General features: G+C 69.2%; 16 protein-coding genes. All 16 read left to right on the top strand.

Annotated elements, in window-relative coordinates:
• The first annotated feature begins 32 nt into the window (after positions 1 to 32).
• The 16 genes from rplT (at position 33) to tyrS (ending at position 18906) form a co-directional block, all read left to right on the top strand.
• A complete protein-coding gene (gene rplT / locus OHB23_RS15790) occupies positions 33 to 422 on the top strand; it encodes a 50S ribosomal protein L20 (protein ID WP_027506746.1) in 390 nt (129 codons plus the stop codon).
• The gene (locus OHB23_RS15785) at positions 422 to 1261 is read left to right on the top strand and encodes a TrmH family RNA methyltransferase (protein ID WP_037186780.1); all 840 of its coding nucleotides are present in this window, start codon (positions 422 to 424) and stop codon (positions 1259 to 1261) included. Before rplT ends, OHB23_RS15785 begins: the two co-directional genes overlap by 1 nt.
• A gap of 85 nt (positions 1262 to 1346) precedes the next feature.
• Positions 1347 to 2426, top strand: a complete 1080-nt coding sequence (gene pheS / locus OHB23_RS15780) for a phenylalanine--tRNA ligase subunit alpha (protein ID WP_027506744.1) — start codon at positions 1347 to 1349, stop codon at positions 2424 to 2426.
• A 48-nt stretch (positions 2427 to 2474) separates the two neighbouring features.
• Complete coding sequence (gene pheT, locus OHB23_RS15775; RefSeq protein WP_328809873.1) at positions 2475 to 4976, top strand: phenylalanine--tRNA ligase subunit beta; 2502 nt, start codon at positions 2475 to 2477, stop codon at positions 4974 to 4976.
• Between the two features lie 48 nt (positions 4977 to 5024).
• Positions 5025 to 6083, top strand: a complete 1059-nt coding sequence (gene argC / locus OHB23_RS15770; protein WP_328809872.1) for an N-acetyl-gamma-glutamyl-phosphate reductase — start codon at positions 5025 to 5027, stop codon at positions 6081 to 6083.
• Positions 6080 to 7321, top strand: a complete 1242-nt coding sequence (gene argJ / locus OHB23_RS15765) for a bifunctional glutamate N-acetyltransferase/amino-acid acetyltransferase ArgJ (RefSeq protein WP_328809871.1) — start codon at positions 6080 to 6082, stop codon at positions 7319 to 7321. The genes argC and argJ overlap by 4 nt, the downstream gene beginning before the upstream one ends.
• Positions 7318 to 8220 carry an acetylglutamate kinase gene (argB, locus tag OHB23_RS15760; RefSeq protein WP_328809870.1) on the top strand — a complete coding sequence of 301 codons (903 nt, stop codon included), beginning with the start codon at positions 7318 to 7320 and terminating at the stop codon, positions 8218 to 8220. The genes argJ and argB overlap by 4 nt, the downstream gene beginning before the upstream one ends.
• Positions 8217 to 9425: an acetylornithine transaminase gene (locus tag OHB23_RS15755; RefSeq protein ID WP_056447982.1), complete on the top strand. Its 1209-nt coding sequence runs from the start codon at positions 8217 to 8219 to the stop codon at positions 9423 to 9425. Before argB ends, OHB23_RS15755 begins: the two co-directional genes overlap by 4 nt.
• Positions 9422 to 10369: an ornithine carbamoyltransferase gene (gene argF, locus OHB23_RS15750; RefSeq protein ID WP_027506738.1), complete on the top strand. Its 948-nt coding sequence runs from the start codon at positions 9422 to 9424 to the stop codon at positions 10367 to 10369. The genes OHB23_RS15755 and argF overlap by 4 nt, the downstream gene beginning before the upstream one ends.
• On the top strand, positions 10348 to 10869 hold the full coding sequence (locus OHB23_RS15745) for an arginine repressor (protein ID WP_197027837.1): 522 nt from the start codon (positions 10348 to 10350) through the stop codon (positions 10867 to 10869). Before argF ends, OHB23_RS15745 begins: the two co-directional genes overlap by 22 nt.
• A 53-nt stretch (positions 10870 to 10922) precedes the next feature.
• Positions 10923 to 12149, top strand: a complete 1227-nt coding sequence (locus OHB23_RS15740; RefSeq protein ID WP_328809869.1) for an argininosuccinate synthase — start codon at positions 10923 to 10925, stop codon at positions 12147 to 12149.
• Positions 12146 to 13573, top strand: coding sequence for an argininosuccinate lyase (argH, locus tag OHB23_RS15735; RefSeq protein WP_328809868.1), 1428 nt, complete (start codon positions 12146 to 12148; stop codon positions 13571 to 13573). The genes OHB23_RS15740 and argH overlap by 4 nt, the downstream gene beginning before the upstream one ends.
• Positions 13574 to 13682: 109 nt before the next feature.
• A complete protein-coding gene (locus OHB23_RS15730) occupies positions 13683 to 16640 on the top strand; it encodes an AMP-binding protein (RefSeq protein WP_056448110.1) in 2958 nt (985 codons plus the stop codon).
• A gap of 49 nt (positions 16641 to 16689) precedes the next feature.
• Positions 16690 to 16914 (top strand): Trm112 family protein, encoded by a 225-nt coding sequence (locus OHB23_RS15725; protein WP_027506733.1) that lies wholly within the window; start codon positions 16690 to 16692, stop codon positions 16912 to 16914.
• A 31-nt stretch (positions 16915 to 16945) separates the two neighbouring features.
• Positions 16946 to 17593, top strand: coding sequence for a DNA-3-methyladenine glycosylase (locus OHB23_RS15720; protein ID WP_328809866.1), 648 nt, complete (start codon positions 16946 to 16948; stop codon positions 17591 to 17593).
• A 44-nt stretch (positions 17594 to 17637) separates the two neighbouring features.
• Positions 17638 to 18906 carry a tyrosine--tRNA ligase gene (tyrS, locus tag OHB23_RS15715; RefSeq protein WP_328809865.1) on the top strand — a complete coding sequence of 423 codons (1269 nt, stop codon included), beginning with the start codon at positions 17638 to 17640 and terminating at the stop codon, positions 18904 to 18906.
• Positions 18907 to 19288: the final 382 nt, after the last annotated feature.

Raw genomic sequence — 19288 nt, 5'->3', positions numbered from 1 at the left:
GGCCCTAGGCCCCTCTACGACAGGATTCACCAGTGGCACGCGTGAAAAGGGCGGTCAACGCCCAGAAGAAGCGTCGTTCGATTCTCGAGGCGTCCAGCGGATACCGCGGGCAGCGTTCGCGTCTCTACACCAAGGCGAAGGAGCAGCAGCTCCACTCGCTCACCTACGCGTACCGCGATCGCCGCGCTCGCAAGGGTGACTTCCGCAAGCTGTGGATCACGCGTATCAACGCGGCAGCTCGGGCGAACGACATCACGTACAACCGTTTCGTGCAGGGTCTGAAGATCGCCGAGGTCGAGGTCGACCGCAAGATCCTCGCCGAGCTCGCGGTCTCCGACGCTGCGGCGTTCACCGCACTCGTCGAGATCGCCAAGGCGGCACTGCCTGCCGACATCAACGCACCGGCCGGAGAAGCAGCCTGATCAGGCGCTTCGACGACACTCCGTCACGACCCGCGGCGCCGCTCACCGAGCGGACTCCGCGGGTCGTTTCGGCTGTCAAGCTGCAGCGCGGCGTCGAACGTCGGCGAACCGGCCTCTTCCTCGCGGAGGGAGAGAACGCGGTGACCGAGGCGGTCGCCGCCGGTGTCGTGCGCGAGGTGTTCGCCACCGAGCGCTGGTTCGACGAGCACCGCGGACTGCTCGAGGCGTCGGCCGCGGCCGGTGCGCAGCCGCAGCTGATGACCGAGCGCGCGGCGAAATCGCTGTCGGACACCGTGACGCCGCCGGGAATCGTGGCCGTGTGCACGTCCGTCGTCGTCTCCCTGGCCGAGGCGTTGGCCGCGAACCCGTCACTCGTGACGGTCGTCGTCGACATCTCCGAGCCGGGCAACGCGGGCACCATCCTGCGCGTCTCGGACGCCGCCGGCGCCGGCGCGGTGATCTTCGCCGGGGACAGTGTCGATCCGCTGAACGGCAAGAGCGTCCGCGCGTCCGCCGGAAGTCTCTTCCATCTCCCCGTCGCACGGGAGCGTTCGGTGACGGCGGTACTCGACGCGGTCCGTGCGACCGGCGCCAGTCTGCTGGCGACGACCGTCGACGGTGAACTGGACCTCGACGACGCCGACGACGCGCTGGCCGGGCCCACCGCCTGGGTGTTCGGCAACGAGGCGCACGGGCTGTCCCGCGAGGTCGCGGCCGCTGCGGATCACCGGGTGCGCATTCCCATCCATGGCCGCGCCGAGAGTCTCAACCTCGCCACCGCGGCCGCCGTGTGTCTGTACGCCGGTGCGCGGGTGCAGCGCCGCGGGGGCACCGCCTAGGCTTTCCCCGCCGGGTTCTGCCCGGCGACCGTGAGGAGCATCGCGACAGAGGTGCTCGCCGATCGAGACGATGGAGTGTGTGGACGTGGAGCGCAACGAGGGTGAAGCGCAGGCCGATCAGGCCGCTGCCGACGCGGAGGCGCTGACCGACGCGGCGCTGGACGCAGCCGTCACCGAGGCCGAGTCCGCCTTCGCCGCCGCGTCCGACATCGACGCTCTGTCCGAGGCCAAGATCCACCACATCGGGAACAAGGCGCCCCTCGCGCTCGCACAGCGCGCGTTGGGCTCGCTGCCGAAGACCGAGCGGGCCGACGCCGGCAAGCGGGTCAAGGTGGCGCGTGACCGCGTGCGGATCGCGTTCGACGATCGTCGTGAGGTGCTGCTCGCCGAACGTGACGCGGCCGTGCTCGTCGCCGAGGCGATCGACGTGACCCTGCCGTCCGTCCGCCGCCCGGTGGGTGCCCGCCATCCCATCACCGTCATCGCCGATCAGGTCGCCGACGTCTTCGTGGCGATGGGGTGGGAGGTGGCCGAGGGCCCGGAGGTGGAGACCGAGCACTTCAACTTCGACGCGCTCAACTTCCTGCCCGACCATCCCGCGCGGACGATGCAGGACACGTTCCACGTCGCGCCCGAGGGGTCTCGTCAGGTGCTGCGCACGCACACCTCGCCGGTGCAGGTGCGGTCGATGCTCGAGCGCGACCTGCCGATCTACGTGGTGTGCCCCGGGCGTACGTTCCGTACGGACGAACTCGACGCGACGCACACGCCCGTCTTTCATCAGGTCGAGGGACTCGCCGTGGACAAGGGGCTCACGCTCGCCAATCTCCGCGGCACGCTCGACGCGTTCGCGCGTGCGCTGTTCGGCCCGGAGACGCGGACCCGTATGCGCCCCAACTACTTCCCGTTCACCGAGCCGTCCGCGGAGGTGGACGTGTGGTTCCCCCGCAAGAAGGGTGGAGCGGGCTGGGTCGAGTGGGGTGGCTGCGGCATGGTGAATCCGAACGTGCTGCGCGCCTGTGGCGTCGACCCGGAGATCTACAGCGGGTTCGCCTTCGGTATGGGCCTCGAGCGAACGCTGCAGTTCCGCAACGACATTCCCGACATGCGCGACATCGTCGAGGGCGACGTGCGGTTCAGCCTGCCCTTCGGCGTGGCCGGCTGACGCTCGGCCCCTGCAGACAAGCATTCAGACAGAGAGAGTGGAGAAGTCGTGCGAGTGCCCCAGTCCTGGTTGACCGAGGTCGTCCGGAAGGCCGCTCCTGAGTGGAGCGTCACTGCTGACGAGCTCGACGCGGGGTTCGTGTCCGTCGGCTTCGAGATCGAGGACGTCATCCCCCTTCCGGAGATCACGGGCCCGTTGGTCGTCGGCCGTGTGCAGTCCATCGAGGAGTTGACCGAGTTCAAGAAGCCGATCCGCTTCTGCCTGGTCGAGGTGGGCGAGGCTGAGCCCCGCGGAATCGTTTGCGGTGCAAGGAACTTCGCGGAGGGCGACCTCATCGTGGCCGCACTTCCCGGCAGTGTTCTGCCCGGCGGGTTCGCCATCGCCGCGCGGTCCACGTACGGGCGCACGTCCGACGGCATGATCTGCTCGGTGTCCGAGCTCGGTCTCGGTTCGGATCACTCCGGCATTCTCGTGCTGCCTGTCGGCACGGCCGAGCCCGGCGACGACGCACTCGCCGTTCTGGGCATGGACGACACCGTGTTCGACGTCAATGTGACGCCCGATCGCGGTTACGCCCTGAGCGTGCGCGGTCTCGGCCGCGAACTGGCGTGCGGTTTCGACCTGGGCTTCGTCGATCCCGCCGACGCCCCGCAGCCAGTCGTGTCCGCGGCCGCCTCCGAGGGCGAGGCGTGGCCCGTCGACGTCCGTTCCGAGTCGGGTGCCACCCGTTTCGCCGCGCGCCGCGTCGTGGGCATCGATCCGGCCGCGGTGACCCCCTGGACGATCCAGCGACGGCTGCTGCTGTCCGGGGTGCGACCCATCTCGCCCGCGGTCGACGTCACCAACTACGTCATGCTCGAGCTGGGCCAACCACTCCACGCGTTCGACGCCTCCGCGCTGTCGGGCGGGTTGGTGGTCCGCCGGGCCGAGGCGGGGGAGACGCTCCGCACCCTCGACGACACCGTGCGCACCCTCGACCCGGAGGACGTCGTCATTGCGGACGAGTCCGGCGTGGTCTCGTTGGCCGGTGTCATGGGTGGCGCGTCCACCGAGGTGGGCGACGAGACCACCGACATCCTGCTCGAGGCGGCCATCTGGAGCCCGCTCGCCGTGTTCCGCACCGCGCGCCGTCACCGGCTGCCCAGTGAGGCGAGCCGTCGCTACGAACGTGTGGTGGACTCCGCTCTCCCGGTGCGCGCGCTCGACCGTGCCGCCGCACTGCTGGCCTCGATCGCGGGCGGCCGGGTGGAGCCGCTGCTCACCGACATCGGTGCACCGACTGTGTCCGAGACCGTGACCATGGATCTCGACCTGCCGGACCGGGTGGCGGGTGTGACCTATCCGAGCGGAACCGCGGTGCGCCGCCTCACGCAGGTCGGGTGCGACGTCGTCGTGGACGTGTCCGAGGCCGGGCGCGGGGTGGCCGTCGTGACGCCGCCGACGTGGCGTCCCGACCTCCGTCAGGCCGCCGACCTGGTCGAGGAGGTGCTGCGACTCGAGGGACTGGAGTCCATTCCGTCCGTCCTGCCGCGCGCTCCCGCGGGCCGCGGACTCACCGCCGCTCAGCGTCGTCGCCGGGCGGTGGGTCGGGCACTGGCCTACACAGGGCACGTCGAGGTCCTCGCGCCCGTGTTCCTGCCGGCCGGGGTCTTCGACGTCTGGGGACTCGACGCGGACGATCCGCGCCGGGTGACCACGCGGGTGCTCAATCCGTTGGAGGCGGACCGACCCGAACTGGCGACCACTCTCGTCCCCGGTCTCCTGGAGATCGCCCAGCGCAACGTCTCGCGCGGACAGCGGGATCTGGCGCTGTTCGCCGTCGCGCAGGTCGTCGAACCGGGCGAGGGCACGCGCCCGATCGATGCGCTCGCCGTCGACCGTCGTCCCACCGAGGACGAGATCGACGCTCTGAAGCAGTCGTTGCCGGTGCAGCCGCTGCACGCCGCCGTCGTGCTGACCGGTGCGGTCACGGCACCCGGGCCGTGGGGCGCCGGCCGTCCTGCCGACGCCACCGATGCCTTCAGCGCAGCGAGGACGATCGCGAGCGCGTCCGGCGTCGAGGTGGAACTCCGGTCCGCCCAGTACCTTCCGTGGCATCCGGGCCGGTGTGCCGAAGTCGTTGTCGACGGTGTCGTGGTCGGGCACGCGGGTGAGCTGCATCCCGGTGTCCTCGAGCGCGCCGGTCTGCCGCCGCGGACCTGCGCGGTGGAGATCGACCTCGATCTCGTTCCCACCCGCGAGCCGCTGCCGTCGCCGTCCATCTCGCCGTTCCCCGCCGTGCTGCAGGACGTCGCGGTCGTCGTCGACGAGTCCGTCCCGGCCGCCGCCGTGCAGTCGGCTCTGGTGTCGGGGGCGGGCCCACTCCTCGAGGACATTCGTGTCTTCGACGTGTTCTCCGGCGATCAGGTCGGTGCCGGCCGGAAGTCGCTGGCTTTCGCCCTGCGGTTCCGAGCGGCCGACCGTACGTTGACCGAGGACGAGGCGAGTGCCGCTCGCGATGCCGCCGTCGCGGCAGCGGCGACGGCGGTGGGAGCCGAACTCCGACACTGACGGTGCGCCGCTTTTGAATGAGCTTGCACCGTCATGCATAATCATCGTATGGACAGTGCATCGACATCGACGGGCACCCGGGTGGCCGTCGCGGGCGCCAGTGGCTACGCGGGTGGCGAGATCCTGCGTCTGCTGCTCGGACACCCGGCAGTGCTCGACGGCCGGATGACCATCGGCGCCCTGACGGCCGGTGGAAACGCCGGAACCACGCTGGGGCAACACCATCCGCATCTCGTTCCGCTCGCGGACCGCGTGCTGGTGGACACGGACGCCGCGGCCCTGGAGGGGCACGACGTCGTGTTCCTCGGGCTCCCGCACGGGAAGTCCGCCGCCCTCGCCGAACAGCTGTCGGACTCCACGCTGATCATCGACTGCGGTGCCGACTTCCGGTTGACCGACGCCGCCGCCTGGGATCGCTGGTACGGCGGGGAGCACGCCGGACACTGGCCCTACGGCATGCCCGAGTTGCCCGGTGGTCGGGACGCCCTGGTCGGAGCGACGCGCATCGCGGTCCCGGGGTGTTATCCCACCGCCTCGTCGCTGGCTCTGGCGCCCGCGTTCGCTGCCGGCATGGTCGAGCCCCGCGTGACCGTGGTGGCCGTGAGCGGCACCTCCGGCGCCGGTCGCGCGGCGAAGCCGGACCTGCTGGGTTCCGAGGTCATGGGGTCGGTCCGTGCCTACGGCATCGCCGGCGCGCATCGCCACACGCCGGAGATCACGCAGAACCTCTCCGCCATCGCCGGCACCGACGTGATCGTGTCGTTCACTCCTGTGCTGGCTCCGATGCCGCGCGGCATCCTGGCGACGTGCACCGCTCCGACGACAGTGTCGGCCTCCGAGGCGCGTGCGGTCTACGAGAAGTACTGCTCCGACGAACCTTTCCTTCACCTTCTCCCGGAGGGGCAGCTGCCGCAGACGGGGTCGGTGCTCGGGTCCAACGCGGTCCACCTGCAGGTGGCGGTCGACGAGGACGCGGGCTTGCTGGTGGTCCTCGCCGCCATCGACAATCTGACGAAGGGCACCGCCGGTGCCGCGGTGCAGTCGATGAACATCGCTCTCGGACTCCCCGAGAGCGCCGGACTCTCCACGGTGGGAACAGCACCATGACCGACCACACCCAGTCCTCTCCCGGCGCCCCCACGCGCGCTCCCGGGGTTCTCGTCCGCACACAGGGTGTGACGTCGGCAGCGGGATTCCGGGCCGCCGGGGTCGAGGCCGGTCTCCGGGCCAAGGGGGGCCTCGACGTCGCCCTCGTGGTCAACGAGGGCCCCGATCTGGCAGCGGCCGGTGTCTTCACCCTGAACAAGATCAAGGCTGCGCCCGTCCTGTGGTCGCAGCAGGTGCTGACCTCCGGTCGGCTCCGCGCCGTCGTCCTGAACTCGGGCGGCGCCAACGCCTGCACCGGTGCGCCCGGATTCCAGGACACGCACCGTACCGCCGATCACCTCGCATCGACCCTCAGCGACTGGGGAACCGAGACGGGCGCCGGCGAGATCGCCGTGTGTTCGACCGGACTGATCGGCGACCGGTTGCCCATGGACAAGGTGCTCGGCGGTGTCACCGAGGTGGTGCACGAGCTCGCCGGAGGCATCTCCGGCGGCACCGATGCGGCCTACGCGATCATGACGACCGACACCCGGCCGAAGCAGGCCGCGATCCACCACGGGAACGGCTGGAACGTGGGCGGCATGGCCAAGGGCGCCGGCATGCTGGCGCCCTCGCTGGCGACAATGCTGTGTGTCGTCACCACGGACGCCGTGGCGAGCGCCGATCAGCTCGATCGCGCCCTCCGACACGCGACGGCACAGTCCTTCGACCGACTCGACGTGGACGGCGCGACCTCCACGAACGACACGGTGCTGCTCCTCGCGTCCGGTGCCAGCGGCATCGAGGCGACACAGGAGGAACTCGACGCCGCTGTCCTCGCGGTGTGCGACGACCTCGCGGATCAGCTGATGGCCGATGCGGAGGGCGTGACCAAGCGGATCATCGTCAGGGTCGGTGGTGCCGAGTCCGAACAGGACGCACTCGTGGCGGCGCGAACCATCGCACGCGATTCCCTCGTCAAGACGGCGCTGTTCGGCTCCGATCCCAACTGGGGCCGCGTTCTCGCCGCTGTGGGCATTGCGCCGGTCGCGCTCGATCCCGATCGCATCGTCGTGTCGTTCAACGGCGATCCCGTGTGCGTCGACAGCATGGGTGTGCCCGGCGCTCGTGAGGTCGATCTCTCGGCCGTCGACATCACGGTCGAGGTGGACCTCGGTGTCGGCTCCGCGTCGGCGTCGATCAGGACCACGGATCTGTCGCACGCCTACGTCGAAGAGAACTCGGCGTACTCGTCATGACGTCGTCCGAGCCCGTGTCCGCACACGACACCGCACGCATCCTCGCCGGCGCCCTCACGTGGCTCCAGCAGTGGACGGGCAAGGTCGTCGTGGTCAAGTACGGCGGCAACGCCATGATCGACGATCGACTCAAGGCCGCGTTCGCGGCCGACATGGCGTTCCTGCGCACCGTCGGTATCCACCCGGTGGTCGTGCACGGCGGCGGTCCTCAGATCACCGCCATGCTCACTCGACTCGGACTGGTGGGGGAGTTCCGCGGCGGCTTCCGCGTGACGACGCCCGAAGTGATGGACGTCGTGCGCATGGTCCTGTTCGGGCAGGTCGGTCGCGAGCTGGTCGGACTGATCAACGCGCACGGCCCCTACGCTGTCGGCATCTCCGGCGAGGACGCGCACCTGTTCACGGCGACTCGACGCACCGTGACCGTCGACGGTGTCGCCACCGACATCGGTCTGGTGGGGGACGTGACGACGGTGAATCCCGCAGCGGTGCACGACCTCATCGAGGCCGGGCGCATCCCGGTCGTCTCGACCATCGCTCCCGACGCGGACGGCGTCGTGCACAACATCAATGCGGACACCGCGGCCGCGGCCCTCGCGGAGGCGCTCGGCGCGCAGAAGCTCGTCGTCCTCACCGACGTCGAGGGGCTCTACACGAACTGGCCGGACCGCGGGTCGCTCGTCTCGGAGATCGAGGCGGACGTCCTCGCCGAACTGCTGCCCGGCCTGGACGCCGGCATGGTCCCCAAGATGGAGGCGTGTCTGCGCGCGGTGCGCGGGGGAGTTCCCAGCGCCCATGTCATCGACGGTCGACTCGAGCACTCCGTGCTCCTGGAACTGTTCACCGGCGAGGGCATCGGCACGATGGTGCACGACGGCAGTACGAGAGGACGGGCATGACCAGCACGGAGCAACTGCAGCAACGCTTCTCGAATGCGCTGATGAACAACTACGGCGTGCCGCGCGTGGCGCTGGTCGGCGGTTCGGGAGCCGTGGTGACGGACGCCGACGGCAAGGAGTACCTCGATCTCCTCGCCGGGATCGCGGTCAACATCCTCGGCCACGGACATCCTGCCGTCGTCGAGGCGGTCTCCGCCCAGCTGACGACGCTGGGCCACACGTCCAACCTCTACGCGGCGCCGCCGTCGATCGAACTGGCGGAGCACCTCCTCGAGCACCTCGGTCACGCGGCCGGCGGCGATGCTCGGGTGTTCCTCTGCAACTCCGGCACCGAGGCGAACGAGGCCGCCTTCAAGATCGCGCGTCTCACGGGTCGACCGAACATCATCGCGGCGGAGAACGCGTTCCACGGTCGGACCATGGGAGCCCTCGCGCTCACGGGGCAGGCGGACAAGCGGGCTCCGTTCGAGCCCATGCCCGCCGGTGTGTCGCACGTTCCCTACGGCGACATCGCCGCGCTCGAGGCGGCGGTCGACGAGAACACGGCCGCCGTCTTCCTCGAACCGATCATGGGTGAGGGCGGAGTCGTCGTCCCGCCGGAGGGCTATCTGCCCGCAGCGCGCGAGATCACTGCGCGCCACGGCGCCCTGCTGATCCTCGACGAGGTCCAGACGGGCATCGGCCGTACGGGGTGGTTCTACGCCCATCAGCGGTTCGGCATCGTCCCGGACGTCATCACCCTCGCGAAGGGGCTGGGCGGGGGACTGCCCATCGGCGCCTGCATCGGCATCGGCCCGGCAGCCGCCATGCTCACCCCGGGGAAGCACGGGACCACATTCGGTGGCAACCCGGTGTGTTCGGCGGCGGCCCTGGCGGTGCTGCGCACTCTCGCGTCCGAGGATCTGCTCTCGCACGCCGACCGGCTGGGCAAGATCCTGCGACACGACATCGAGGCGCTCGGACATCCCCTCGTCGATCACGTACGGGGTGCGGGCCTTCTGCTGGGCATCGTCCTCACCGAGCCGGTGGCGGCCGATGTCGAGACCGCGGCCCGCCACGCAGGCTTCCTGGTGAACGCGGCGCAGGCGAACGTCCTGCGTCTGGCGCCGCCCCTGATCATCACGGACGAGCAGGCAGCATCGTTCGTCCGTGCACTTCCCGCGGTCCTCGACGAGGCGCGGCCGACAGCAGAGGCGACCTCGTGACACTGCGGCACTTCCTTCGAGACGACGATCTCTCCCCCGAGGAGCAGGCCGAGATCCTCGCTCTCGCAGCCGAACTCAAGAAGGCGCCGTTCTCGCGGCGCCCGTTGGAGGGTCCGCGCGGCGTCGGCGTCATCTTCGAGAAGAACTCGACGCGCACCCGCTTCTCGTTCGAGATGGGCATCGCGCAGCTCGGCGGCCACGCAGTGGTCGTCGACGGCCGCAGCACGCAGCTCGGACGCGAGGAGACGCTGCAGGACACCGGGCGCGTGCTGTCCCGCTACGTCGACGCCGTCGTGTGGCGTACGTTCGGGCAGAAGCGCCTCGAGCAGATGGCGACGGGGGCGAGCGTGCCCATCGTCAACGCGCTGTCCGACGATTTCCACCCCTGCCAGGTGCTGGCCGATCTCCAGACGCTCGCCGAGCGCAAGGGATCGTTGAGAGGTCTGCGCCTCTCTTACTTCGGTGACGGCGCGAACAACATGGCGCATTCCCTCATGCTCGGCGCCGTCACCGCCGGCGTCGATGTCACGATCGCCGCCCCGGAGGGCTTCGTGCCGGATCCGTCGGTGCTGGCCGCCACGCAGGAGCGCGGTGAGCGGACGGGAGCGAGCGTGACCGTCACGAACGATCCGATCGCCGCCGCGACCGGAGCCGACGTGCTGGTCACCGACACGTGGACGTCGATGGGGCAGGAGAACGACGGCCTCGACCGCGTCGGACCCCTGCGCCCGTTCCAGATCAACGAGTCGCTGCTCGACCGTGCCGACTCGGAGGCTCTCGTTCTGCACTGCCTCCCGGCCCACCGCGGCGAGGAGATCAGCGACACGGTGCTCGACGGCCCTCGCAGCGTCGTGTGGGACGAGGCCGAGAACCGGTTGCACGCACAGAAGGCCGTCCTGGTGTGGCTGCTCGAGCAGGCGGCATCGGGACGACGGACGCCGTGACCGCCGAGTCGCAGGGCCCGGTGACGTCGTCGACGCGCGCCGGGCGCCAGGCGCGCGTCGTGGCCCTGCTCTCCACCCACCAGGTCCGGTCGCAACAGGAACTCCAGTCGCTGCTCGCGGCGGAGGGGATCGAGGCCACCCAGGCCACTCTCTCCCGCGACCTCGACGAGTTGGGCGCCGTCAAACTTCGCGCCGCCGACGGCGGTGCGGGCGTCTACGTCGTTCCCGAGGACGGCAGCCCGGTCCGAGGGGTCGCGGGCGGCACCGATCGGCTCTCCCGGCTGCTCGGCGAGTTGCTCGTCTCCACCGACGCCAGCTCCACGATGGCGGTTCTCCGCACGCCGCCCGGAGCCGCGCACTATCTCGCCAGTGCACTGGACCGGGCGGCACTGCCCGAGATTGTGGGAACGGTCGCGGGGGATGACACCATCTTCGTGATCGCCCGCGATCCGCTGTCCGGACGCGAGCTCGCCGACCGCATCGAGAATCTCGCGCGCTGAACCACCAGACCGAATCCCAGAACGTCAGAATCACACGAAGGAGCACACACCCCATGGCCGAACGCGTCATCCTCGCCTACTCCGGCGGTCTCGACACCTCTGTCGCCATCAGCTGGATCGGCCGCGAGACCGGCAAGGAGGTGGTCGCCGTGGCGATCGACCTCGGCCAGGGTGGCGAGGACATGGAGGTCATCCGGCAGCGCGCACTCGACTGCGGCGCTGTCGAGGCCGTCGTCGTGGACGCCCGGGACGAGTTCGCGGACGAGTACTGCCTCCCGACCATCCAGTCGAACGCCCTCTACATGGACCGCTACCCGCTGGTGTCGGCCATCAGCCGTCCCCTCATCGTCAAGCACCTCGTCGAGAATGCGCGCTCGCACGGCGGCACCGTCGTGGCTCACGGGTGCACCGGCAAGGGCAACGACCAGGTCCGCTTCGAGGTCGGCTTCAACACGCTCGCGCCCGAGCTCGAGGTGCTGGCCCCGGTGCGCGACTACGCCTGGACCCGCGAGAAGGCTATCGCCTTCGCCGAGGAGAACAGCATCCCGATCAACGTCACCAAGAAGTCGCCGTTCTCGATCGACCAGAACGTGTGGGGTCGCGCCGTGGAGACCGGGTTCCTCGAGGATCTGTGGAACGCCCCGACCAAGGACGTCTACGACTACACCGAGGATCCGACGGCCAACTTCAACGCGCCGGACGAGCTGGTCATCACGTTCGACAAGGGACGCCCGATCGCCATCGACGGCCGCCCGGTCTCGGTGCTGCAGGCGATCCAGGAACTGAACACCCGTGCGGGCAAGCAGGGTGTCGGCCGCCTCGACGTGGTCGAGGACCGGCTCGTCGGTATCAAGAGCCGTGAGGTCTACGAGGCTCCCGGCGCCATGGTCCTCATCCGTGCCCACGAGGAGCTCGAGCACGTCACCCTCGAACGCGAGCTCGGCCGCTACAAGCGGCACACGGACCAGAAGTGGGCCGAGCAGGTCTACGACGGCCTGTGGTTCTCGCCGCTCAAGGGTGCTCTCGACACCTTCGTCCAGCACACCCAGGAGCACGTGTCCGGTGAGATCCGCCTGGTGCTGCACGCCGGCACCGTCGTCGTGAACGGTCGTCGCAGCGGGGAGTCGCTCTACGACTTCAATCTCGCGACTTACGACGCGGGCGACACCTTCGATCAGTCGTCGGCCAAGGGTTTCGTGCAGCTGCACGGCCTGTCGTCCAAGATCGCGGCCAGCCGTGACCGTGGCGCGGTGGCGTCGCAGGGACAGTCGGACCTGTGACGTCACCCGCGCACGGCACCAACGCGGGCGCTCTCTGGGGTGGGCGCTTCGCGTCGGGTCCCGCGGAAGCCATGGCGGCGCTGAGCAAGTCGACCCACTTCGACTGGGTGCTCGCCCCGTACGACGTCCGTGCCTCCAAGGCTCACGCACGCGTGCTCAACTCGGCCGGCCTGCTGACGGCGGGCGATCTCGAGGCGATGCTCACCGGCCTCGATCAGCTCGCCGCCGACGTCGACTCGGGTGCGTTCGGTCCCGCCGAGTCCGACGAGGACGTGCACGGCGCCCTCGAGCGCGGGCTGATCGACCGGGTCGGACCCGAGCTCGGCGGCAGGTTGCGCGCCGGCAGGTCGCGCAACGACCAGGTCGCGACCCTGTTCCGGATGTGGCTGCGGGACGCGGTGCGGCGGGTGTCGGCGGGCGTGCTGGACGTGGTCGAGGCCCTCACCGCGCAGGCGCAGGCACATCCCGACGCGGCGATGCCGGGCAAGACGCACTCGCAGGCCGCGCAGCCGGTCCTGCTCGCGCATCATCTGCTCGCACACACCCATCCGCTGCTGCGGGACGTGCAGCGCTTCCGGGACTTCGACGGCCGCGCCGCGGTGTCGCCCTACGGTTCGGGCGCCCTGGCGGGCTCGTCGCTCGGACTCGACCCGGAGAAGATCGCCGCGGAGCTCGGGTTCGACGGTTCCGCGGAGAACTCGATCGACGCGACGAGTTCGCGCGACTTCGCCGCCGAGGCGGCGTTCGTCCTGGCCATGACTGCCGTGGACCTGTCGCGTCTCGCCGAGGAGATCGTGTCGTGGAGCACCCCGGAGTACGGCTACGTGACACTCGCCGACGCATGGTCGACGGGCAGTTCGATCATGCCGCAGAAGAAGAACCCGGACGTCGCGGAGCTCACGCGCGGCAAGACCGGGCGACTGATCGGCAATCTCACCGGTCTGCTCGCGACGCTCAAGGCTCAGCCCCTCGCGTACAACCGTGATCTGCAGGAGGACAAGGAGCCCGTCTTCGACTCGGTGCTTCAGCTCGAGATGCTTCTGCCCGCCCTGACCGGGTTGGTGTCCACCCTCACCTTCCACACCGACCGGCTGCGCGAGCTGGCGCCGGCGGGATTCACGCTGGCGACGGACATCGCCGAGTGGCTCGTCCGCAACGGTGTGCCGTTCCGGCACGCCCACGAGGTGGCAGGCGACTGCGTGCGACGTGCGGAGTCGCGCGGTGTGGGTCTGGACGAACTGACCGACGAGGAGTTCGCGACGATCGACCCGGCGCTCACGCCGGAGGTCCGCTCGGTGCTCACCGTCGACGGATCCATCGGCTCGCGGGACAGCCGCGGCGGTACCGCGCCCGCGCGGGTGGCGGAGCAGATCATCGTGGTCCAGCGCACCGCGGCCGAGCTCAGGACGTGGATCACGGCCTGACGGGACGACCCGATCCGAGCGGTCGGAGTGGTGTGAGACGCTGTGTCCTCATCGGTCGACGAGTCGTGGACCACACCGACCGAATCGATGCCGCCTTCGAGGAGTGCAGTTGCTGGGAATCGACACCGGGTCGGTCGCGACGTCGTTGCGGCGTGTGGTCGCCACGGCGCAGAACGGGCTCGAGGTCATCCGTCTCGGGGGACTCGAGACGGATGCCGTTCCGTCTCCCTTCTCGGTGGTCGCGCGCGATCGTATGTACCGGCTGCGTCGGTACTTCCCGGAGTCCGAGCAGACGGGTCCGCCCGTCGTGCTCGTACCGCCGATGATGATGTCGGCCGACGTCTACGACGTCACCCGCGACCAGGGCGGCGTCGGTATCCTGCACGAGGCGGGGATGGACCCCTGGGTGGTCGACTTCGGTTCGCCGGCCACCGAGGAGGGCGGGTGGAACCGGACGCTGGCGGACCACATCGTCGCGATCAGCGAGATCATCGACATCGTCGCCGAGCGGACGGGTCGCGAGGTCCATCTCGGTGGGTACTCGCAGGGCGGCATGTTCTGTTACCAGGCCGCCGCGTACCGCTCGAGTCGCGACATCGCCAGCATCATCACGTTCGGCAGTCCGGTGGACACCCTCGCGGCGCTCCCTCTCGGGATCCCGGCGAACGTTGCCACCAAGGGTGCCGAGTTCCTCGCCGAGCACGTGTTCACGCGTCTCGCGGTGACCGACTGGATGGCCCGCACCGGGTTCCAGTTGCTCGACCCGGCCAAGACCGTCAAGTCGCGCATCGACTTCCTGCTCCAGCTCCACGACCGGGACGCGCTCCTGCCCCGCGAGTCCCAGCGCCGGTTCCTCGCGATGGACGGGTGGGTCGCCTGGTCGGGCCCGGCGGTCGCGGAACTGTTGACGCAGTTCGTCGTGCACAACCGCATGATGACGGGTGGGTTCTCCATCCGCGGCAAGGTCGTCTCGCTCGCGGAACTGACCATGCCGATCCTCGCGTTCGTGGGGGAGGTCGACGACATCGGCCAACCGCTCGCGGTGCGCGGCATCCGCAAGGCGGCTCCGCGGGCCAAGGTGTACGAAGCAGGGCTCCGCGCCGGGCACTTCGGACTGGTGGTGGGGAGCACCGCGGCCACGCAGACGTGGCCGAGCACGGCGGGGTGGATCCGGTGGCGCGAGGGCCTGGGGCCGCGGCCGGTCGAGGTGCACGCCATGGGGTACGACGAGCACCCGGCCTCGGAGAGCGGCGTGTCGGTGGGAAATCGTCTCGTCCACACCGCGGCCACCATCGCCGAGGTCGGCCTGGGTCTCGGTCGCGGCATCGCCTCGGCGGCGGCCGGGGCCGTGAAGGGGTCTCGTGAGATCTCGTCCGAGGCCGCTCGCACACTGCCCCGTCTCGCCAGACTCGGCCAGTTGCAACCTCATTCGCAGGTATCCCTCGGTCGTCTGCTCGGTGAGCAGGCTCGGCGCGCGAGTGCCGGTGAGTGCTTCGTGTTCGACGACCGTGTGTACTCCTACGCCGCCGTGGACCAGCGCATCGACAACGTGGTGCGCGGCCTGATCGTCAACGGTGTACGCCCCGCGATGCACGTCGGCGTGCTGATGGAGACACGTCCGAGCGCACTCGCCGCCGTCGCCGCACTGTCCCGCATCGGCGCGGTGGCCGTCATGCTGCAGCCCACCAGCGATCTCTCGGCGTCGCTGCGACTCGGGCGCGTCGAACTGCTGATCGTCGACCCCGACAATCTGGCCGGATCCGTCGACCACGGACTGGACGTGCTGGTCCTGGGCGGCGGCGAGTCCCGCTCGCTCGACATCGAGGACTCCGACCTGGTCGTGGATCTCGAGCAGGTCGACCCGTCGACGGTGGAGTTGCCGGGGTGGTACGTCCCCAACCCCGGGCGCGCACGGGAACTCGCCTTCGTGCTGTTCAGCGGGAACGACGACACCCTGGATGCCAAGTTCATCACCAACTACCGCTGGGCTCTGTCGGCCTTCGGTACGGCCAGCTCCGCAGGTCTGTCCCGCGGCGACACCGTGTACTGCCTGGCGCCGCTGCACCATTCGGCCGGACTGCTCGTGGCGGTGGGCGGCGCGTTGGCGGGCGGGTCCCGCATCGCGCTGTCGCGCGGTGTCGAGCCCGAGCGCTTCGCGGACGAGGTGCAGCGCTACGGCGTCACGGTCGTGTCCTACACGTGGACCATGATGCGGGACATCCTGACGTCGGAGTCCCTTCCGCACCGAGGACAGCACGCCGTACGGCTCCTCATCGGATCGGGCATGCCCACCAACCTGTGGCGGCACACGCTCGAACGACTGGCACCTGCGCGGGTACTCGAGTTCTACGCGTCCACCGAGGGCGACGTCGTCCTCGCGAACGTGGCGGGAACGAAGATCGGGGCAAAGGGTCGCCCGCTGCCGGGCAGTGCACGGGTGGAACTCGCGGCATACGACGCCGTCTCGGGTCGGTACCTCGTGGACGAGCAGGGATTCGTCCGACACTGCGAGACCGGCGAACCCGGCCTGTTGCTCGGCCGCCCCGGACTGGACGACTCCAGCGGCGCGTTCATGCGTGGTGTCTTCAGTGCCGGCGACGTGTGGACTCCGACCAACCTGCTGTTCCGCCGGGACGAGGGCGGTGACTACTGGTTGCTCGGGCACAAGCGCTCGGTGATCACCACCGCACGCGGACCCGTCTACCCGCAGCCGATAGCCGACGCGATCGGCGAGGCGGAGCCGGTGGACCTGGCCGTGGCGTACGGCATCGGGGAGCACGGTGACCAGTGGTCGGTGTGCGCGGTGACCGTGCGGGCGGGTCAGAACCTCACGGCATCGATGGTGTCGGACGCGCTGCTGGTGTTGGATCCGGCCGAGCGACCCGACGTCGTGCACGTGGTCGCGGACATCCCGCTGAGCCGCGCGTTCCGACCACTCGACGACACGCTGCGCGCTGCCGGACTGCCCGGTCCGGGGGTCAAGACCTGGTATCTGGCGTCGACGTCCGGCGAGTACAAGCGCATGACGAAGGCAGTGGCGGCGGAGCGCTTCACCGCGCATCAGTAGGGTGAGACCGCGTCGGAAGACCGACGCGACGACGGAACGAGGAGTCCTCTTGAGCGTCGATGCTCGCTTGCACAGCATTCTCGCCTGCCCGCAGGACAAGGGTCCGCTTCTGCTGATCCAGGACGAGCTGCTCTACAACCCCCGGCTGCGCCGTGTCTACCCCATCGAGAACGGCATTCCGGTGCTGCTCATCGACGATGCGCGTGACGCCACCGACGCCGAGCACGAGGACATTCTGGCTCGGGCGACCGCGCCCGCTCCGATCGCGGAGTGACGGGAGCGACTGCGACTCGTCGATCGCCGACATGACCGGCCCCGTACTGCCGTCCGAACGACTTCTCGGGTCCGCGACTCCCGTCGACGCGGCGACGCGTCTGCTCGGCGCCAGTCTGACCTGCGCGGGCGTCACGCTGCGCATCGTCGAGGTGGAGGCGTACGGCGGAGATCCCGGCGGACCCTGGCCCGACCCCGCGGCGCACTCGTTCCGAGGTCCCACACCGCGCAACTCGGTCATGTTCGGGCCGCCCGGTCGCCTGTACGTCTATCTCAGCTACGGGATGCATCTGTGCGCGAACATCGTCTGTGGTCCTGACGGAACGGCCGGCGCCGTCCTGATCCGCGCGGGTGAGGTCGTCGACGGTCTCGCGGTCGCCAGGACGCGGAGGCCCCGCGCACCGGAGTTCGGTATGGCGCGCGGACCTGGCAACGTCGGGAGTGCTCTCGCACTGTCGTTGGCCCACAACGGTGTTCGTGTCTTCGCCGAGAGCGCGGAAGTGTCGGTGACGCTGTCGGACGAGACGGCGTCACCGGTACAGTCAGGTCCTCGTGTCGGCGTGTCCACCGCTCCCGACCGTCCGTGGCGTTTCTGGATTCCCTCGGTGGCCGTGTCTGCCTATAGACGGAACCCGCGAGCTCCGACAGACCCCGCCGGGGAGCCCGGTACTGAGGCCTGAGGGCGCCGTCGGGTGACGTGCGTGCATGCGAAAGAATCAGCGGTGTGAGCATCATCGAGGACCTGACCTGGCGTGGACTGATAGCCCAGTCGACAGACATCGAGGCACTGACAGCGGCGACAACCGCGGACGGCCCGATCACCCTCTACGCGGGATTCGATCCGACGGGACCGAGCTTGCACGCAGGGCACCTCGTTCCGCTGCTGGTCCTGTCACGTTTCCAGCGTGCGGGTCATCGTCCGATCGTGCTGGCCGGCGGAGCCACCGGACTCATCGGTGATCCGCGTGACGTCGGCGAACGCGTCATGAACTCGAGTGACACGGTGGCCGAGTGGGCCGATCGCATCAAGGGTCAGCTCTCTCGCTTCGTCGACTTCGAGGGTGCCGGCGGTGCGGTCATCGCGAACAACCTCGACTGGACCGCGTCGCTGTCTGCCATCGACTTCCTCCGCGACATCGGCAAGCACTTCTCCGTCAACGTGATGTTGGCGCGGGACACGGTGAAGAAGCGCCTCGAATCGGACGGGATGTCCTACACCGAGTTCAGCTACATGTTGTTGCAAGCGCAGGACTACTTGCACCTGCATCGGCAGCACGGATGCACCTTGCAGGTCGGCGGATCGGATCAGTGGGGCAACATCGTCGCGGGTATCGATCTCACCCGACGTATGGACGGCGACGCCGTGCACGGGCTGACCGTTCCTCTGGTCACTGCGGCGGACGGCACGAAGTTCGGTAAGTCCACCGGTGGCGGAAGCCTGTGGCTCGACCCCGAGATGACGTCGCCGTACGCCTGGTACCAGTACTTCGTGAACACGGCCGACGCCGACGTCGTGAAGTACCTGCGCTGGTTCACGTTCCTCGATCGTGACGAGCTGGCGGAACTCGAGGCGGCGACGGCAGAACGACCCCAGGCCCGCGCGGCGCAGAAGCGACTGGCGGCCGAGATGACGACGCTGGTGCACGGCGCGGACAACACCGCGGCCGTCGAACTTGCCAGCTCCGCCCTGTTCGGCCGGGGAGAGCTTCGCGACCTGGACGCGGGGACACTGTCGGCCGCGCTGTCGGAGACCGACGTCGCCGAGCTGCCGGCAGGGGAGGAGCGCACGATCGTCGACCTTCTTGTCGACACGTCGCTGTGCGAGTCGAAGGGCGCCGCCCGTCGTGTGGTGAAGGAGGGGGGAGTGTCGGTGAACAACCAGAAGATCGCTGCCGAGGACTGGACTCCCTCCGCGGACGACTTCCTGCACGGTGAGTGGCTGGTGCTGCGTCGGGGTAAGAAGAACATGGCCGGCGTATGGCGCTCGGTGTGAGCCACGCGTGCGCGGGGTCACAGTCGGGGTTCGAGCACTCGAAGGCCCGCGAGGCGCCGGAGCGGCGCGCTGACCTGCATGGTCGCGAGCCCGTCGTGTGGCCGACCTGCGGATTTGACGCACTGTTATCCGTCGCGTAACTTTTGTCGAGTCAGAGCGACACGGACACGGACCGAGACCGCAAGGCCTCGATCACCGGCTCCGTAGATCATCTGACATCCTGGTCACCGAAGAGTTCGAGTCTTGACTCGGCTCCGTGCGGCTGGCTAGGCTGGAACGGTTGCCCCGGATCCTCCTGCTTCGTGTGGGTGGTGGTGGTGTGTGCGTGTTCTTTGAGAACTCAACAGTGTGTCGATGAATGTCAGTGCCAATATTTTGTTTT

Origin of the sequence: Rhodococcus sp. NBC_00294 (assembly GCF_036163995.1) — a bacterium.
Taxonomy (GTDB): Bacteria; Actinomycetota; Actinomycetes; order Mycobacteriales; family Mycobacteriaceae; genus Rhodococcoides.
Note: the sequence above shows the minus strand (reverse complement) of the source record. Positions and strands in the feature narration are given on the sequence as shown.